We start from the raw sequence: 19,659 nt of genomic DNA on the forward strand, positions 1-19,659 counted from the left end.
GGCAAGGCTGAAGTGAAAAGGAGTCGGCTGTCGGAAAGAAGACACCGCCGGAACGGGTTTGCGTCAAAGAATTTTAAAAACCGACGATGGGCGTGGCGTGTTGAGGCAACTCCCTCATTAAGACCTCGGCGAATGGCTCAAGCGAAAAGATGAATCGCACGCGGAGAGAAACCGGGCGAGTCGCCAGGGGCCGACGCCATGCCGAACGCCCTACCACCGAACAACTCGCCGTCAAGGATTCAGATTTCTCTGCGAGATCGGATTCAATCGTCTTGGCCGGATTCCGATATTGACCATGTGAGCACGTTTCCCAGCGTGCGGACCATGGAGGCGACACCAAGTTATCGATTCTCATTGATTGTCAACCAGGATAGTATCGTGAACGAACATGGACGTCTCAAGCTTCAAACGCTTTCGTCATGGATCGGCTGCCTGATCATCAACCTGATCTGTATCGCTGCGACGTCGTCTGCGACCGATTCGTTAGGCGTTGCCCCCTATGATGACGATGTTTACCGACCGTATGTGGCGGCAGGGGTTCGCCCGAGTGACGAAGACGTGCGGTTGCACACCGACATGTTCCTCCCGTTGTTTTGGAATGACTCCAGCCTGCTGTTCGCCGACGTGCGGGGACAGTTTGCTGATGTGGGTGGTGGAGAAGGAAATTGGGGCCTGGCGATTCGACATCTGATGGACTGTGAGTGCATTCTGGGCGCCTATGGCTTTTATGACTTGAAACAATCCGCCAATGGCAATTGGTTTCAACAGGGGACGATCGGTGCGGAACTGTTGACGCGGCGATTTGATTTGCGGGTCAACGGCTACCTGCCCGAAGGCGGTTCTGAAACTGCGGTTGCGCCGACGGCCGTGATTTCAAACGGCAACCTGGTGGTCCAGAACAACGAAGAGCGAGCCTATCAGGGGTTTGACGGCGAAGTCGGTGCGTTGCTATGGCGAAAGCCGCAATGGTGCGACAGCGAAATCCGAGGGTTTGCCGGCTTTTTTCATTTCGACACCGATTCGGTTAACGCGCGTTCGGTGGCCGGACCGCGTCTGCGTGCCGAATGGCGCTGCTACGATTTGCCTTGGTTGGGGCTCGATTCTCGATTGACGCTGGGCGTCCAATACCAGCATGACGACGTCCGCGGCGATCAGTCCGCTGGCGTCATCGCCGTCCGTTTGCCGCTGGGGACCGATCGCGGACGATCGCGACGCATGTGCGTGATGCAACGCCGGATGACGGACGTCATCGTCCGCGACATCGACGTGGTCACACAAGCGACGCCGACGCCGGGCGGTCAAGAAGCGGCATTGCACGCCGAACACGACTTCGCCATCGGTTCGGTCACAGTCCTGGATGCCGAGACGGACGATGTTCCCGACGCCGTCGCAACGTCGACGACCGACACGGTCATTCTGGATGGTTCCGCCGGTGAACTGGAACTGGGCAACTCGATCGTCGTGCAAGACGGACAGAACTTGCTGGGCGGCGGGTTTATGGTCAAGGGTGCTGACACGGGCGCCGTGGCACGTTTCGGAACCCCGATCCATCTTCGCGGCAGCGACGAGACCCAATCGGTGATCGTTATGGCAAACAACGCCCGGGTCGGCCACTTCAGCATCGAGGGCGGACTGCACGGAATTTCCAGCGACAACGGCACGGGTTACGACGATCTGGTCAACGTCCATCTGTTTGACAACGAAGTCTCCGACGCGGCCGATGATGGGTTCCGTTTCGCGGTGCTGGACGCAGACAGTTCGTTGACGGGAAACCGCGCCTTTGACAACGCCGAAGCCGGCTTCTGGATCGACGACAACAACGGAATACTTGATCGAAACACGTCACAAGACAATCGCGCAGCGGGGTTCGTGATCGCATCCAACAGCGGTACGGTCACGGCGAATCGCGCCACGGAAAACGGCGAACAGGGCTACCTGCTGGCCTACAACGACGGCTTGATCTTCCAGAACGAAGCGATCGAGAACACGATGTCCGGTTTCGTGGTGGGCTTCAACGACGGCGACATCAGCGAGAACGAATCGACCGACAACGCTTCGTCCGGGTTCGAAGTGGAAACCAACAACGGCCTGGTCAGCGACAACGTCGCCTTCGACAATTTCCTAGACGGTTTCTGGTTCGAAGACAACTACGACACGATCCAAGACAACGTGTCCGTTTTCAACTTTGGAAACGGATTTACACTCAACGATACCGCGGGCACGATCAGCGGAAACTATGCCGGATCGAACTCGTTCAACGGTTTCGAGTTCCGCAACAATTTCGGCGATTTCGAAGACAACATGGCTGAACAGAATGGATCCAATGGGTTTGATTTCAAGCACAATGCGGGAACGATTGCGCGAAACCAAGCGATCGGCAACGACGACGACGGATACGATTTCTCCTACAACCTTGACACGTTCAGCGACAACGAAGCGATCAGCAACTGGAACGATGGCTTTCAGTTCTATAGCAACGATCACCTGATGACGGGAAACCAAGCGATCGGAAATGCCGAAGACGGTTTCTACTTCAATCAAAACAACGGCTTGTTCGACGACAACTATGCCGAGGGTAACTTTGACGACGGGGTCGATCTGGTCGAGAACTTTGGAACGGTTTCCAACAACGAGTCCAACGACAACGCCGACCAGGGCTACACGGGGATCAACAGCGGCACGTCGTCAGGCAACGTGGGAAGCGGCAACGCGGGTGGCGATGACTTCTGATCGCCGCGGGGCGTTTGCGGGCTGGGGACCGTCGTAGCGGAACGGCGCGAGCCGTCCGGTTGCATCGAGAAAGACCGGAGGGCTTGCGTCCTGCCGCTAAACAATCAGCGGATATTAGATGGTTCGTCAAGGCTGAAATGACAGGCTGGAAGCCTATCCCACTCGTTTTCAGCTCGCTGTTCAATACGTCAATTCCGCACCGGTATAGAATCCGATGCCGGGGCGAAACACTCCCAAGCCCGACCGATAGTCGAGGTGTTCGCGGTAGAATTTGTCGGTCACGTTTTCGATCCCGCTGGTGACCAGCAGAGCCCCGAAACGTCGATAGGTGCGGATGTTGTAAACGGTGAATCCCGGGGTCGCGACTTCTTCCAACGTCGCCGCCACTTGGTCTTGATTGTCGACCACTCGGGCGAACAGTTCCACACCCCAGCGTCGCTGAGGGGACGGGTCTTGGATCAACACTCCCAATCGGCCTTCCAAGGGGGCGATGCCGGGCAACGGTTCCGCATCGACGGTATCGTTGGCACTACGGGAATCGAAGGCGGACAACCGGGCGGGGTCGAGACGACTGCGATCGCGGCCTTCCAAATAGGTGACGATCCCGAACACCGAGAACATCTGGGTCAGGTCGGTTTGCCCATAGGCCTCCATGCCCCACAACGTTGCCAAATCGGTGTTGACGAAACGGGCCCCGGTCTGGAACCCGTCGGTGGTTCCGGCCGGGTCAAGCAGGTCGTAGGTGATGTAATCTTCGATGTACGCATGATGGACATGGGCACCGAGTTGAACGGATTCTTGTTGGTACTGAATGCCTAAGTCGTATTGGTACAACCGTTCGGGGTCCAAGTCGGGGTCACCGTCCAGGAACGTCAAGCCGCGTTGCAGGGAACCGATGTAGGTGTATTCGGAGTACATTTCCGTCAGCGTCGGCTGCCGCATGGCGAACCCCACACCTGCGTTGGCGGTCCATCCGCGTCCGAGTTGCCGTGTGGCGGTTAAGAAAGCCGCGCCGAGAAAGAAGTCCTTGTCGAGCGTCGTGTCTTCGAGTTCGCTCAAGGGATCCTCGACACCGACGACCGTGTCTCGCGAATCGGTGAAGACACCATCCAGGCGAACGCCCCCGGTCACCAAGACGTCCTCGGTGACTTGGGACAGGTTCTCCAGATAGAGTCCGATGTCCAGCGAATCACTGCGTGGGATCGGGTAGTTGTTGTCGTTGGTGTCCGGGTCGTAGACGTCAAATTCGTTGAGTTCCTGGTTCAAATAGATCAGGTCGGTTCCCAACGCGATCTGGCCCGAATTCGTGTCAAAGGTGGATTCCAGCCGATAGCCGCCCGACAACGCGTCGCCATCGGTCACGGTCAGTCCGTCGTCGGCGCCGAAGGAAGACGGATAAAACGTCTGTCGCAGCAAGGGGATTTGGCGATGCTTTGCGGGACGACGGGTGTCGCCTTCGAATCGCGTCCGGTTGTACCAGACCTCGGCGGTGAATCGATCGGCAAAGTGGGGCATGTCGTTGGTGTACGTGACCTCGTAGCCGTCGGTGACCAAGAAGTTCAGGTCGGTGACCAATCCGGGAAACTCGACATCGGTTTGATCGAGCCGTAACAGGTTCAGCTCAAGTTTCTGGTGATCGGTCAAGTCAAAACCGAACGCCACGAACAGGTCACGCGACTTGTAGCTGGCGGGGATGAAGAAGTCGTCTTGGCCGGTTTCGTAGTCGTTGCCGGTCCGATGGCCGTAGCTGATATGGAATCCGTAGTCTTCGTTGCCGCCCCAGTACGACTGGCGGCCATAAAGTTGTTCGCCGTTGGTGTTGTACGTCACACTGGTTGATCCGTGTCCCTCGTACCCCTGTTCGAAACGAGGTGATTGAAGAAATTCCAAGTCGACGAAGCGAAAGCCCGGCCCGTAGCGACTGGCGTACGGCCCTTTGATCAGAACGACGTCTTGGACCAGCCGCGAGTCGATCTTGCTCATCATCGTGTCCAGGTCCATCCGAGCGGGCGCCCAATAGGAGCCCGAGGCGAGCACCTGGCCGACGCGTTGACCGCGAACCCGTGTGTCGGTGATGATCGGAGTTCGGTTTTGCACGGAGATCCCATGCGCGGATTTGGAGCGTCGTAGCAAGTCACCCAAGTCGGACGTGCGACGCCCCAACGCTTCGGCACGCAAGACGGCATCGGAGGCGGGCGAGTTGGCCAACACCTCTCGAGAAGGCGGCAGATCGTCCACTTGATTGACCGCGCCGAACAGTTTGCCGAGTCGCGCGTCGGCCGCCAAATCCGTCGTGTTGCCGCTTGGTTTCGCATCGGCGTTTGCGGCCCCTCGTCCCGGGGCGATCGGCTGTTGAAGCGATTCCTTCAACGCCTCCGCTTCGTCTGGCTGCGAAACGTCCTGTGACGCCCCGTCGGGTTCGGGAAAGGTCTGTCCGGACGCTTGTTGGTCCGCGAGCGGGCCGACGAATGCCGCCATCAGGAACAACGCAGATGACATCGCCAGCGGTCGTGCCGTGATCGGTTTTCGTCGATCGAAGCGAGAGAGAATTCTTGAGGTTCGACGCATCCGTGATCGCAGCATCCTTGCTCGCGGTACTCACCATCCCTGTTTCGTGCACAGTCTTATGCAGATGTCGAAAAGACGACAGGGTCGGGTTGATGAAAGTTGTTTCGAACCGGCAGATTTGACGCAAACCGACTCGCGCAACGGAGAGGGTTTGCGGACAGGCCCAGTGGGCAGGGCTGGGGGCGAGTTGGAAGTGGTGGGACGACAGCGTTGCTGTCGGGATCGCAAGCTGGAAGCTTACGCCACTTCGAGGGTCGCAAGCTGGAAGCTTAGGCCACTAGGAGTGTTGCTGTAGATTCGGCAGGCTGAGCAGGGTGTCGACGACGTCAGCGGCCCACTGGATGCCTCGTCCTTCGCGAAAGATCTTCACCACTTTTTCGATTTCCATGCCGGGTCGGTAAGGCCGATCGCTGGACATCGCGTCGAAGGCGTCGGCAACGGCCACGATTTGGGCGTCACGCGGGATGTCGTTCCCGGCGAGTCCGTCGGGGTAGCCCGATCCGTCCCAAGACTCGTGGTGGTGTCGCACCGCCGGCAAGATTGGACGGAATTGTTCGATCCCTTTCAAGATGTCATAGCCCAACACGGGATGCCGTTTGATCTGTTCAAACTCTTCGTCGGTCAACCGCGTGGGCTTGCGCAACACCGAATCGTCGACTCCGATCTTTCCGATGTCGTGCAGGATGCCGCCCATCCGGATGTTCGCCAGGGCATGGTCGTCATAACCGAGGCGTGCGGCGAGTTGGAACGAGAGTTCTGCGACGCGATTGCTGTGTCCACAGGTGTAGGCGTCTTTCGCATCCAACGCCGAAGCGAGGGATTGAATCATGCTTTCGAACATGCCCTGCATCTGCTGGTACTGCTGTTGGTTCAGCAGATGGACGGCGAGCATGGTCGATGTCGACGACATCATGTCGGCTTCGATCGTTCCGAATTCGGGCTGGTCCACCGTACGAATCGCAACCATTTGCCCCAACGAAGTCGTTCCGCGATGAATCGGAACCACGACGGCGCGCAGACGGTTTCCGTTGCCCAGTTGCAAATCGTTGACCAGCGCGACGCCCTCCGAATCACCGGTGCGTTGCTTGGATTTCGCCCGCGTGGCCTGCACGATGGCGACCAGTTCGCTGTCGGCGATCGGGTGTCCGACGATTTCGAAAATCTCATCGGAATAACGCAGCGGCAGCATCGCCGATCGATCCGTGGTGCTTTCCTCCGGCCCCGCCCCTGGGAACAGATGGATCGCGAGAATCGACGAGGCGATGCAGGGCGCCAGTTCATCCAACAGCGAACGTGCGACTTGATTCGATTGCTCGGTCAGCGTCAAACTGCTGGCCAGGCGTTGAGTCAAACCATGGATCAGGGTCAATTCTTCGAACCGGGCCGCCAACGCATCGGCCAGTTGATCGACTTCCGACGCCAGGACGTTGGGGCTGGCATCCGGGCCGGTTGAAACCGCTGATGGATCACCGCAAAACGTGATCGACGGCGTGGGGTCGGTCGATGGCGACGGTTGCGAAAACATAGCGACACCGCGAACGGAGCTCGGGGGGCAGAGGGGTCGACGCGGCCGGCGGGAAGCAGATTCCCGACCACCCCGACGACATGACTCTGAACGCTATGAGCGCATCGGCACGTCGGTCACCGTTCCCGCGATGCGTACCGAGAATCCCCCTGTCAGGCCGTCTGATTTTGCGACCTGAACGCATTAGGACGACGGTCAATTTCCAAATGGATCACCGCCGAAGGGGTCGTTTCCGGCGTCGGCGGGTGCCCCAAACGGGTCGGCCATTTCGGCACCACCGGCATTCCCCGCGCCGAAGGGGTCGGCCGCGCCGGCTCCGAAGGGGTCGCCCCCGGCGCCGAAGGGATCGGTTGCCGGAACGACCGGTGCCGCGGCTTCGGGTGCGTCGGTCCCTTCCTCGGCGTCCTCTGGATCACCGCTATCGGTGGCGCGTCGGATGGTCGGGCTGTTCGCGCCGGTCGCTCGCAGGCACTGTACCGTCCCGATGGAATTGACCAGGTACAACCGATCGGTGCTGCGATTGACGAGCAACTTGATCGGCTTGAGCGAGTTGTCGACGTCGACGATTTTGCCGGCTTCCAAATCGATGGCGGCAAAGCTCTGGCTGAGAAGTCGGACGAAGAGCAAGTTGCCAAACCCGCCAATGATTTCGTCGACATTCGGGATCGCCCGATCCCAAACCCCCAAGCCGGTCTGTTCGTCGATGGCGAAGAGATTGCCGTAAGCGGAAGGCAAAAGCACGAGTCCGTTGACCAAAAATGGAGCCTTGTAGAAGGGTTCACCGTAAGGTTGGCTCCACAACACACGCCCGGTTCGCGTCGCACGCACCCCGTAGACCTGCCCCGATTCGCTGCCGAAGAAAAATCGATCGCCGTCGGCCGAGGCGATGCGTCCGCTGACGATTCCGTCGGTGTTCAGACGGAACAGGACCGACGGTTCGCCGGAAAGCTCCATCACGTAGACGAATCCCCGATCGGTCGCCCATGCAATTTTCGATGACGTCGGCGATTTGGTCGGCGGCTCGAGCGCCAACCCGGAAACGATTTCCATGAACGGGTCCCGGGTGATGTCCCGCAGCGGGTAGCCTTCGACGCCGTTGCGGATGGTCGGCACCAAGGAAAAGTCGCCGGCATGGATCGCGCCGTAAAGCGGCATGCTGGTGGTCCGCACGGTGGTGATCGGTTCGCCGTTGGTGGCGTCGATCTTGATCAGATTGCCGCCGTTGGTGATCGTGACGAATGCGTCGTCGATTCCCATCCGTCCAAAGTTCAGCTGAGCGTCGCCGACCTGGGTCATCCAAATCGGGGTCCCGGTTTCGGCGTCGCGGCATTCCAGCGTCCCGTTGTTGGCCGCGGTGTAAAGCTTGATGCGCGGTACCGTTTTGGACGTGACCGACAGATCCGGGTACCGACGCTCCATCATCCTCACTTCGCGTCGGGCCAGTCGTTCGGCTTCCTCTTTACCGATCGGCATTCCATCGGAACCGATTTGATCGGTCGGAATTTGAAACAGAACCGTCGGCTCCTGGCCCTCGGTCGCCTTGGTGACCACCTCGACAAACTCTTGCGGGTCGGCTTCGTGGACGATGATCTGTTGATCGACGATGGACCCGGCACCGGCGGGAACTCGCATTTGCCGCCGCCAGACCTCTTCCAATCCCAATCGAACCGCGGTCCGGGGCGACATCAATTCCTCGGCGTTGCACTCGACCGGCGCGCCGATCGGAGGCGCAAAGGCGAACAAGACCATTACTGAAAGAATGGTGTTTCGTTTCATCATTAACAATGGAAGAAGAGGGTGGATCGGCTTTCAAAGCGTCGGCGATACCCGCCAAAACGGCTCTGCAGAGGGGTCGCCCGACGACGGTCGTGGCGCTCCCGTGCCTAAATTCTAGTCGATTCGTAACGCTTGGCCATCGAAAGCTTGCCTTTTGCACCGCGTTCTCCGGCCGCCGGAGCGATTCTGATGCCCGGCGAGGCGTTTTTTCAACGGCTCAGCGAGGCGTCTTCGTTCCAACAGGGAAACCCGAGCCGCTCCTGTTCGATCAACGCCGCCTTCAGTTTTTGAAACGTCCCCGAAGCGAGAACGGTGCCGGTATCGCCCCAGAGATACTCCGCGGCGCGCCCCCGCTGGGCGATCGAGAGGCGATAGACGCTGGTGCTCAGCGACATCCAATTGAGAAGCTCGGCCGCCAGCGCCTCGCTCGGGCAGCCGCGCTGGGCCGCAAGTTCCGCCAGCGTCTGACGCAACTCCGCTCCCCCAGCCGACGCCGTCCGATGGAGCAATCCGCCGAATCGCGGAGCCTGCGGTGCATAGCGGGCAGCCATCAAACGGACCAACAGCCGCGTGGCGCGCTTCCGCAACGACGCCGTGGTGACCGCCGATGCGACGCGTTCGTAGCGGGCCTGATCGTGGGGCAAATCCAATCGCTGAAGCACCACACAACGCTCCTCGGCGCCAAACCCCGCGCGTCGGATCGCGGCATGGATTTGCCGCAATTGGAACTCGCCTTCCTCCCGCTCATCGATCCAACCATCGTTGCCTGGGCCGGAAACGCTTTTTCCCTGACCGGCCGATGGTTCAAGCCATTCGTGACAGGTATCCAGCGACACATCACGGCGACCGCAGCGCATGACGTCGGCGATCCGTCGCATCGTTTCTCGGCCAAATTTCGAACGATGTTGCGTCAGAAAATCAATCACGGCGGCATCCGATTCTTCGGCCGACAATTGCCGCCCCGACTGCATCGCCGCCCGCTGTAGCACCCATTGCATCTGCGGCACCAAACGGCCGGCTGACAAAGGCAAACCGAGCTGCCGGGCGTAGACTTCGCCACGCAGATTCTTGACCGATTCGCGCAGTGACTTTTCCAAGTAGGTCACCCACTTGGTTCGCCGCGATGCGTCAAACAACAGCAGCGAACGCCCCAGGACCGGATCAAGCCGGTCGGCGTCCACGCCTGACGATTCGGCGACCGATTGCAACATCGGTTGAAAATCGGAATAAAGTTCCCAAAACGATTCGACCGCCCGTTCCTTGATCGACTCGTACGCTCGACGCCGTTTCTTTCCCAGCGACGCCACCCTGGTTTCGAGAAACGGAAACACTTCGGGCAGATAATGAAACCGTTGCGACCGGGTTTCGCCGTCGTCATTGTGAACCGGTCGTGACGCCGTCCGCAGATCGATTCCGAAGGAGTTCCGCAAACCGATCTTCAACACCTCCAGCCGATCAAGATGTTGCTCGAGCGGTGATCGGGGTTCATCGCCGGCCGGTTGGGCATCGGATTGGTTGTGCATCGCAAGCCTCCAGACCATTCAGTCTAGACGACGCGCTGAACCGGTGGCAACCAACGGCCTGCGATGTTGCGGGCATCGGATCCGTTGTACGACGTCCCTTCTAGGTCGTCGGGGCGAGCCCTCCGGACGACGGCCCGGAAGGGCCATCGTACCCGCGAAAAGCACGTACCCGCGAAAAGCACGTACCCGCGAAAAGCAGTCGCGTGAAGCTAGACGATCCCTGACGGCTAAACACCAACGGTTGCTGCATCCCCCGTTACTGATGCCCATCTCACCCGCGGCACAATAAGTTCAAAGGGTGCCGGAGCACTAGGCGGGATCGATCTTGTCCACGACGGATTCGAACGAGCCGCCCGCCAAACGCGTGGTGACGCGCTGTCCGATCGTCAACTCAGAGGCATTGCTGATCGCGTTGCCGTCACGGTCGCTGGTCACGCTGTATCCCCTGGCCAGGGTGCTGAGCGGTGAGAGCGCATCCAGGCTTGCCGCGAGGGTTGCGACGTCGGATTTGGATTGCTGCAAACGCCGATCCATCGCCTGCTTGGCGCGTTGATCGAACTCATCGACCAACCGCGACCGCAGGTGCACCATTTCCATCGGCTTGGACATCGCCGGATGGCTGGCGAGCGATTCGAGTGCAACGTGTCGTCGCTCGAGTTCGTATTGCATCGCCCGTCCCAGGCGACGTGTCAAATCGTTGACGCGTTGAACGATCCCGGACCGATCGGCAAACACTTTCGTGGCCGCGTCGGTCGGTGTCAGGGCGCGGACGTCGGCGGCCAAGTCGGCCAGTGTCACGTCGACTTCGTGGCCCACCGCCGACACCGTGGGGACCGGGCACTGGGCGATCGCCCGCACGACCGGTTCTTCATTGAAACACCACAGGTCTTCCAGGCTGCCGCCGCCGCGTGCGACGACGACGACGTCCAACTTGGGACGCATCATCGCCGCGGCCTCTAAACCGCGGACGATCGTTTCGGCGGCGCCGCTGCCTTGAACTTGCGCCGGGATCACAAAAATTTCCGCACCGATCATGCGGTTTTCCGCGGCGACCAGAAAGTCGTGAACCGCCGCGCCGCTGGGGCTGGTGATCACACCGATCCGTCGCGGATGACTCGGCAGTGGCTTTTTGCGTTCATAAGAAAACAGTCCTTCGGCGTTCAGGCGTGCTTTCAGTTTTTCAAACGCCAGCTGAAGTGTCCCGACGCCTTGCGGCTGGGCTTTGCGGACGACGATCTGATAGGTGCCGCGGACGGTGTAGATTTCCAGACCGCCGAAACACAGGATGGACTGGCCGTTTTCCAAATCGAACTTCAAACGCGATGCCACATTGCGCCACATCACGGCACGGATTTGCGAGTCGTCATCCTTGAGGGTGAAATAGACGTGTCCGCTGCGTGGCTTGGCCACGTCGGTCACTTCGCCGGCAACCCACATCATCGGGAACGTGCCTTCGACGACCGCCTTGAGCTGATGGTTCAGCTCGCTGACGGAAACGGCTTGCGTCAGCCCGTCCGATTCGGATTCAAAGCGTTCATTCAACGTGCCGGCCACTCACCCGAGAAAACTTCCGTGGCCGGCCCCGTCATCATCACGTGATCGGATTGCTCGATCCACTCGAGCGTCAGGTCACCGCCGAGCAGATGATTCAAGATTTTGCGCTCCGTCCGCCCGGCCAACACGCCGGCGACACAGACCGCCGAGGCACCGGTTCCGCAGGCCCAGGTTTCGCCCGAACCGCGTTCCCAGGTCCGCTGACGCACTTCGGTCGGCGACAGGACTTCGACAAATTCGACGTTGATGCGGTTGGGGAATCGCGGGTCGGTTTCGATTTTCGGCCCCAACCCCAGGACCAACTCGTCGCTGGCTTCGTCGACGAAAATCACGCAATGGGGATTCCCCATCGACACACAAGTCACTTCCAACGTTTGGCCGCCGAATTCGACCGGGACGGAAACGACACGCCGGTCATCGCGGTCGCTGGGGATCGTCGTGGGAACCTTGGGGCCGACCAATTCGGGGACGCCCATGTCGACGGTGACTTGATCGACCAGCCCGTCACTGCCGACATCCAGCGCCAGATCCAGCACCCCGGCGCCGGTTTCGATTTTGAGAGCGTCCCGCTTGGCGATGCCGTGGTCGTAAACGAACTTGGCGACACAGCGAATTCCGTTGCCACACATTTCGCTTTCGCTGCCGTCGGCATTGAACATCTGCATCCGCGCGTCGGCGGAATCGCTGGGGCGAATCAGGATCAACCCGTCGCCGCCGACACCGAAGTGTCGATGGGCGATCTGGCGGGCCAATTCGGGAGCGTTTTCGGGGACGGATTGCGAAAAGCAGTCGACGTAGACGTAGTCGTTGCCGGCGCCGTGCATTTTGGTGAATTTCATGCTCGTCATGCTAAAACACCGACACCGAAAATCAAACCGGGGTTAACCCAAGTGGCGTAAGCTTCCAGCTTGCGAAGAGACTATCAGGAAGCTTACCAGCTTGTCGATTTGATCGGGATCTGCGGAGTCAATGGTGAGCCGCTGGCCGTAAGGCCTCGGGCGGGCGCCGGAATGCCCGGCCGTTTACGCGTCGCGGCTCACGAAATCGACAGCCCGTGACGCCACACGCGGTGCGCGGGTCGGAGGCGGGAGCCTCCGTGGCATCGTGTTTCCAGGCGGAGCCCGGGAACAAGGAAAAAGCACGCGGAGTCGCAAGCTGGAAGCTTACGCCGCTTTGGGGCGTAGGGCCGACAGGATCTTGCGGACGGCGAGCGGAAAAAACCCCAGCAGGGCGAACGCGACCATCAGCTGCAGCAACTGGGTCGGCGCGATCACGGCACTGACGCCCTGTTCGGCCAGCACGCCTAGATTGGGGACGCGCGACCCGGCGTAAACGTAGACCACGGTTCCGGCCAACATCCCCAGCTGGCTGACCCACCAGAACGTTCGGACCCGGATCGGCGTCAGCCCCATCACCAGATTGATGACGAAAAACGGGACCGCGGGAATCAACCGCAGCGTGAACAGGTATAAGGCACCTTCTTCGGCGAGTCGTTTTTGAAAGGTTTTCATCGACGCCCCATACCGCGACTGGACCGCATCGCGCAAAAGATAGCGGCTACTGAGAAACGCGGTCGTCGCTCCGGCCGTGGACGCGAAACTGACCAGAATCAGCGCGCGGGTGAATCCGAAATACCATCCATAAACCAGCGTCAGCGCCGCGGCCCCGGGCAATGACAATCCCGTGACCGCAACATAAACGCCAAACGCGATCGCATACACCGCAACCGGATGCTCGTCCTGAAACGCGCGGAGCTGGGATTCGCGTTGGGCGAGCGTCGCCAGCGAAATCACGTCACGATACAGGAAGCCGACCGACAGGATCGCGACGGCCAAGATCACAAAGACGATCAATTTCCATTTCGATCCCGACGGTTGCTCGGGTGCGTCGGCTGGCGCGTCGGGTTGGTTCATGGAGATCTGCGTCGGGGAGATGGTGCTGGTTGTTCGCGGCAGGACGCGAGCAGGCTGTCGGTTTAGTCTGGATCTGCTGAGTCATCGGTGAGCCGCTGGCCGTAAGGCCTCGGGCAACGTCGCAGTGCCCGGCCGCTCACGCGTCGCGGCGCACAAAATCGACTGCCCGCTCGCACCGTTCCGCTATCACCAGCGGTTGTTTGTGCGCGGCCGGCCGCGATAAACAGAGCCTATCCCACTCGAAACCGGAGATGTGTGTTGGCCTCGCTCGCCCGCCAATTCGATCCGATTGCCTGCAGCTGGCGGAGCATGACGGCCGGTGGGCATTGGCCACTGTAGCCGGCCCGGAGCCCCACCCGCTACAATCAAGCTTCCCTTGTTCGGAATCCTTTGCCAATGAATCGTCACGTTCCAACCGCAATGACACTTGCCGCGGTCCTCGTCTTCGGCATCGCGGCAGCCGAGCAGGCCGTCGCGGGAACGCCGGTCTACGTCGGTGATGCCAAGGCCGCGTTGGTCCCGATGCACACCATCGATCACTCGCTCTGGCACACGTTGCTGGCCAAGTATGTCGATTCGGACGGGCGAGTCGACTACAAGGGTTGGCACGCCAGCGGGCCAGACCAAGCGTTGCTGGACGATTACCTGAACCATCTTTCCACCGCCTCGATCGCCGCGGATGTCAACACCACGCAAGCGCACCGGTTGGCGTTCTGGATCAACGCCTACAACGCGTTGACCATCAAGGGCATTTTGCGCGAATACCCGACGACCAGCATTCGCAACCACACGCCCAAGCTTTGGGGGTACCACATCTGGCACGACTTGAAATTGCACGTCGGTCAGCAATCGTTTTCGCTGGATGAAATCGAACACCAGGTATTGCGCAAGATGGGCGAACCAAGGATCCACTTTGCGATCGTTTGTGCTTCGATCGGCTGTCCCCGGCTGCTCAATGAAGCCTACCTGCCCGATCGTGTTGACGAACAGTTGACGGCCAACGCGAAAGACTTTTTCTCACGCAGCCAAAACTTTCGCCACGACGTTTCGGGGAAACGTTTTTATTTGTCGGCCATCTTGAAGTGGTTCGGCGAAGATTTCGGCGACGGACACTCGGAAGTGCTGCGACGGATCGCCGGCTGGTTGCCCGACTCGACGGCCGAGCGCGCCGCTTTGGGCAATGCCGTCAGCATTTCTTACCTGGACTACAATTGGCAGCTGAATGCTCAATCGGCTCAATGACGATCCCCGCCTCGCGGTACAGTCGATTGAACTCTTTGATGAACGCCGCCGGATCTTTCATCGGTAACCGCATCGGGCCGACGGGGTGATCGTTGCGATAGACCGCCGCTTCACAAGGGATCGCGGTTCGATTGCTGCTGCTCATGATGGACGCGGTGGGCTATTCACGCAGTGGTCAATGGTGGCGGTGAGAATCGGGCGGAAAAACGTGTCGGAATCGACGAGCCTGGCAGTCTCGCCCACCGATTCACGGCTCGTTCATCAATCGGATTGACCGCGATAGACCGACGACGGATGCGGGAATCCCAGTTGTTTGTCGACGCGATTGTAGACGGGCAGGCCCGACTGATAGCGTCTTAAGTTGATGACGGCCAGAGCAGTCGAATCGTCCACGCGGCGAGCGGACTGGGCCCCCACGTGAGGCGAGATCATGACTTTCGGGTCATCCCACAACAGACTCTCCGGCGGCAACGGCTCCACCTCCGTCACGTCCAATCCCGCGCCGGCCAGGTGACCGCTGGCCAGCGCCTCGCACAAGGCTTTTTCTTGGACCACCGATCCGCGCGCGACGTTGATCAAATAGGAACCGCGCTTCATCGTCGCAAACCGTTCGGCATCGAACACCCCCTTGGTGTCCCCGTTGAGCGGCAGCGTCAGAATCACGACATCGCTTTCGCCGAGCAGCCGATCGAGTTGATCGGCCGGCCAAAGCTGTGACACTTCCGCGGGACAATCGACGGGGAAGTAATCGGTGGCGATGATTCGAACGTCCCAGGGCGCCAACACCCGCGCCAGAAAGCGACCGTTGCCGCCCAGGCCGACGATCCCGACGGTTTTGCCACGCAGGTCATCGGTGGGCAACCGCACAAATTCTCGTTTCGCTTCGGCACGAAAAAACAGCGGTGCGCGGCGGAGTACACCGAACAGCAACGAAAACGTTTGCTCGGCGACTTGGGGGGCAAACAAACCCGACGCGCTGCTGACGATGATGTCATCCGATTCGATCACGCCGGGGACCAGACAGTGATCCAACCCGGCCGCCGACGACTGAATCCAACGCAGTTTCCCGGCCTCGAGCACGCGATCCCAATTCACCGGGACTTTGGCGTGACCGATCAAGATGTCGGCCGTCGGCAGCAACTCGTCGATCCGTTCTTGGCCGGCGTTGACCACTTCAAAATCCGGCGCGGCGGCTTGAATCTGGTCGATATGTTTTTTGCCGACGGGATAACACAGGACGATTCGCATGGGGCGGGTCCGAAGAGAGGCGTTCGCGTGAGCTGCGATTATCTACCAGTCGATCCGTTTGCTCAATCCGACGCGATGGCTTGTGAAGTGAACGCCGGGATCCAGCGTTCGACCTCCCCTCGCTTCGCTCGACCCTCCTGCCAGGAGGGTGACTTTAAAAACTGCACGACCTCCTGGACGTCGAGCCAACGAGGCGGCGGGACGGGAAGGTCCGGTCACGTCGCCGACACGTCGGTGGTACAATGATGTTCCCTCCCTCCTCCCCCACCTCGCAACGATCGCCCATGAATCGACGATTCGCTACGCTGCTGGCTAACGCCGCGAAGCATTTTCCCCCTGTGTTTCTTGAGGTCTTAGCGGCAGGGCGCGAGCCCTCCGGTTCTTCATCTCTGCCACAACACCGGAGGGCTCGCGCCCTACCGCTAAAAAATGCTTCACAGCGTTGCCTGCTGGCCTGGTTGTGCTGCTGCGGCATGTCCGTTGCTCAAGAAAACGCGACCGATGGCGACATCGATTTTGCCAGCCAGGTCCGCCCGATCTTGTCCGATGCCTGTTTCGCCTGCCACGGGCCGGACGAAGAATCGCGCGAGGCGGATTTGCGTTTGGACGATCCCGATTCCGCCGGTGCCGTGATCGAACCGGGCGACGCGGCGGCCAGTGAGCTGTACGCCAGGTTGGTGGAAACCGATCCCGAGTTGAAAATGCCTCCGCCGGAATCGGGCAAGCAACTCGACGCGTCGCAGATCGACGTTTTGAAACGCTGGATCGATCAGGGCGCCGAATTCGAAAAACACTGGGCGTTTGTCGCGCCGACTCGGCCAGAAATCCCCACGGTTCAGCAAGGCGATTGGGTCAAGAATCCGATCGACGCGTTTGTCGCGCGAAAACTGGAGTCCGAAGGCCTGTCGCCTGCGCCGGCCGCCGACCACCGCACGCTCATCCGCCGGCTTTCGTTGGACTTGACGGGGCTGCCCCCGGAGCCGGACTTTGTCGCGACCTGGAATAAACGTCTTCAAGCGAACGGCGAAACGGCTTATCAGAATCTGGTCAGCCGACTGCTGCAGTCGAGTCATTATGGCGAGCATTGGGGGCGACTTTGGCTGGACGCGGCGCGCTACGCCGATTCCGACGGGTACGAAAAAGACAAACCCCGCCAAGCCTGGTTTTACCGTGACTGGGTCGTCGATTCGTTCAATGACGATCGCCCCTACGATGATTTTATCGTGCGTCAAATCGCCGGCGACCTGCTGCCCGATGCCACACAAGCCGATCATGTCGCCACCGGGTTCTTGCGGAATTCGATGGTCAATGAGGAAGGCGGTGCCGACCCCGAGCAGTTTCGCATGGAAGCGATGTTCGACCGGATGGACGCGATCGGCAAATCCATCCTGGGGCTGACGATTCAATGTGCCCAGTGCCACACGCACAAGTACGACCCGATCGAACATCACGAATACTATGGAATGTTCGCGTTCCTCAATAACACGCACGATGCGATCCTTCCCGTCTATACCGACGGTGAACTCGAACGCCGCCACCAAGTGCTGCGGCAGATCGAGGAACAGGAACGTTTGATCAAGCAAGCGCTGCCCGACTGGCGCGAACGGATGCACCGCTGGGCGAAAGAAGTGGCGTCACGTCACCAGCCGAACTGGACGACGACCGAGTTGTCGTTTTTAGACACCGCGTTGAGCGGATCGAAGTTCCAACCGCAAGGCGACGGATCGTATTTGTGCCAAAGCTATGCGCCGACAAATTTCAAGCCGCAGGGCACCGGCAGCTATCACGGCCAACGGTTGACGGGGATGCAATTGGAATTGTTGACGCACCCGAATTTGCCGCGGGGTGGACCGGGACGCAGTATCGACGGGACGTGGGCGCTGAGCGAGTTGGCGGCCGAAGTCGCGTTGTCGGGCACCCCCGAACAATCGACTCGAATCCATTTCAGCCGCGCCGTCGCCGATCGCTCCCCGGCGGTCGCCGAGTTGAAACCGCGCTACGACAACAAGAAGAACCAGAAACGCATCACCGGTGGCATCGACTTTGCCATCGACGGCGACGAGAAGACCGCCTGGACCAACGAGGTCGACACGCCACAAAGCAACGTCTCGCAAACCGCCTGGTTTGAATTCGATCAGCCGATCGACATCCCCGACGGGCAACACGCCATCGTCACCGTCCATCTGGCCCAACGACACGGCGGATGGAACAGTGACGACAACCAGACGTTCAACATCGGACGCTTTCGCGTGTCACTGACCGGAGACACGATCCCCGAATTTGATCCGCTGCCCCAGGCGGTCGCCGCGTTGATCCAACAACCGGCCGACCAATGGACGCCCGCGGAGGAAGCGACGGTGTTTGCTCATTGGCGGACCACCGTGGCCGAAGCACAACCGCACAACGAAGCGATCGAGCAGGCATGGCAATCGCATCCCCGGGGAACCACGCAATTGGCCTTGTCGCGGCGCGACCGGCCGCGGACGACATCATTGTTGGCGCGGGGTGATTTCTTGAGCCCCGTTGAGGAAGTCCAACCGCACGTTCCGGCGTTTTTGCATCAGCTGAAAACCGACAACGCGCCGAGCGTCACCGAGCCGCAGCGATTGCAGTTCGCGCGGTGGCTGGCCTCGGACGACTCCCCGACCACGGCCCGATCGATCGTCAACCGAATTTGGCAAGCGTATTTCGGAATCGGCTTGGTCGAAACCAGCGACGACCTGGGGACACAAAGTGCGCCGCCGTCGCATCCCGAGCTGATGGATTTTTTGGCGGTCGAACTGATCGAGAACGATTGGAGTTTAAAACACTTGCACCGCTTGATCGTCGGTTCGGCGACCTACCGCCAGTCATCCCATCTGACGCCCGAACTGGCCCGGCGCGATCCCTACAACCGACTGCTTGCGCGGGGAGCACGCTTTCGGGTCCCCGCCGAAACGGTGCGAGACATCACGTTGGCGGCCAGCGGATTGCTCAACCGCAGCCTGGGCGGACCGAGTGTTTACCCGCCGGCGCCGGAGTTCTTGTTCACGCCACCGGTCAGCTACGGCCCCAAGGTCTGGGAGGTCGCCCAAGACGACGGGCGTTACCGAAGGGCGTTGTACACGTTTCGGTTTCGCAGCGTCCCCTATCCGATGCTGGAAAACTTTGACGCCGTCCCCGGCAACCTATCCTGCGTCCGTCGCAGCACGTCCAATACGCCGATGCAAGCGCTCACGTCGCTGAACGAACCGATGTTTCTGGAGTGTTCGATCGCGCTGGCGGCCAAGACGATTCGCGAAGGCGGTGCTGACGAAGATGCGGGTGCAGAAGCAACGGCCAGCGACCGCCGACGCATCCGGTTCGCATTCCGACGTTGTGTCGGACGCCTACCGAGCGACGAAGAGCAACGTGTCTTGACCGACTACCTGGTGCGTCAACGCGAACGGATGGATTCGAACGAACTGTCCGCGAAAACCATCCTGTCCTCGGGCCCGCTGCTGGATCTGGGCGACTTGGATGCGACAGAGTTGGCGGCCTGGTCGCTGGTTTGTCGCGTGATGCTGAACTTGGATGAAACGATCACACGAGAATAAATATA

The 19,659-nt window shown here is 60.1% G+C and carries 11 protein-coding genes; 3 read left to right on the forward strand and 8 right to left on the reverse strand.

The annotated features are described in order from the left end of the window. Positions 1-378: 378 nt before the first annotated feature. Positions 379-2,730, forward strand: coding sequence for a right-handed parallel beta-helix repeat-containing protein (locus tag Enr13x_RS28765; protein ID WP_197455424.1), 2,352 nt, complete (start codon positions 379-381; stop codon positions 2,728-2,730). Between the two features lie 180 nt (positions 2,731-2,910). Here Enr13x_RS28765 and Enr13x_RS28770 read toward each other — a convergent pair whose 3' ends face one another. The 7 genes from Enr13x_RS28770 to Enr13x_RS28800 all read right to left on the reverse strand — a co-directional run bounded on the left by Enr13x_RS28770 (position 2,911) and on the right by Enr13x_RS28800 (position 13,589). Continuing rightward, positions 2,911-5,298 carry a TonB-dependent receptor gene (locus Enr13x_RS28770; RefSeq protein ID WP_145390306.1) on the reverse strand — a complete coding sequence of 796 codons (2,388 nt, stop codon included), beginning with the start codon at positions 5,296-5,298 and terminating at the stop codon, positions 2,911-2,913. A 277-nt stretch (positions 5,299-5,575) separates the two neighbouring features. Next, positions 5,576-6,823 (reverse strand): HD-GYP domain-containing protein, encoded by a 1,248-nt coding sequence (locus Enr13x_RS28775; protein WP_145390307.1) that lies wholly within the window; start codon positions 6,821-6,823, stop codon positions 5,576-5,578. A 195-nt stretch (positions 6,824-7,018) separates the two neighbouring features. After that, complete coding sequence (locus tag Enr13x_RS28780) at positions 7,019-8,572, reverse strand: outer membrane protein assembly factor BamB family protein (protein WP_197455425.1); 1,554 nt, start codon at positions 8,570-8,572, stop codon at positions 7,019-7,021. A gap of 236 nt (positions 8,573-8,808) precedes the next feature. After that, positions 8,809-10,122 (reverse strand): hypothetical protein, encoded by a 1,314-nt coding sequence (locus tag Enr13x_RS28785; RefSeq protein WP_145390309.1) that lies wholly within the window; start codon positions 10,120-10,122, stop codon positions 8,809-8,811. 309 nt (positions 10,123-10,431) lie between these two features. Beyond that, on the reverse strand, positions 10,432-11,664 hold the full coding sequence (xseA, locus tag Enr13x_RS28790; protein ID WP_197455426.1) for an exodeoxyribonuclease VII large subunit: 1,233 nt from the start codon (positions 11,662-11,664) through the stop codon (positions 10,432-10,434). After that, entirely contained in the window at positions 11,661-12,515 is an 855-nt protein-coding gene (gene dapF / locus Enr13x_RS28795; RefSeq protein WP_145390311.1) for a diaminopimelate epimerase, read from the reverse strand. Before dapF ends, xseA begins: the two co-directional genes overlap by 4 nt. A 324-nt stretch (positions 12,516-12,839) precedes the next feature. Continuing rightward, positions 12,840-13,589: a TVP38/TMEM64 family protein gene (locus Enr13x_RS28800; protein ID WP_145390312.1), complete on the reverse strand. Its 750-nt coding sequence runs from the start codon at positions 13,587-13,589 to the stop codon at positions 12,840-12,842. Between the two features lie 396 nt (positions 13,590-13,985). Here Enr13x_RS28800 and Enr13x_RS28805 point away from each other — a divergent pair, with 396 nt between their 5' ends. After that, complete coding sequence (locus Enr13x_RS28805; RefSeq protein ID WP_145390313.1) at positions 13,986-14,831, forward strand: DUF547 domain-containing protein; 846 nt, start codon at positions 13,986-13,988, stop codon at positions 14,829-14,831. A 261-nt stretch (positions 14,832-15,092) separates the two neighbouring features. Here the strand turns inward: Enr13x_RS28805 and Enr13x_RS28810 are convergent, their stop codons facing one another. Further along, entirely contained in the window at positions 15,093-16,079 is a 987-nt protein-coding gene (locus tag Enr13x_RS28810) for a D-2-hydroxyacid dehydrogenase (RefSeq protein ID WP_145390314.1), read from the reverse strand. A gap of 473 nt (positions 16,080-16,552) precedes the next feature. On the opposite strand from Enr13x_RS28810, the gene Enr13x_RS28815 reads away from it, so the two are divergent. After that, a complete protein-coding gene (locus Enr13x_RS28815) occupies positions 16,553-19,654 on the forward strand; it encodes a PSD1 and planctomycete cytochrome C domain-containing protein (protein WP_145390315.1) in 3,102 nt (1,033 codons plus the stop codon). Positions 19,655-19,659: the final 5 nt, after the last annotated feature.

The organism is Stieleria neptunia (genome assembly GCF_007754155.1).
In the GTDB taxonomy this organism is placed as follows: Bacteria; Planctomycetota; Planctomycetia; order Pirellulales; family Pirellulaceae; genus Stieleria; species Stieleria neptunia.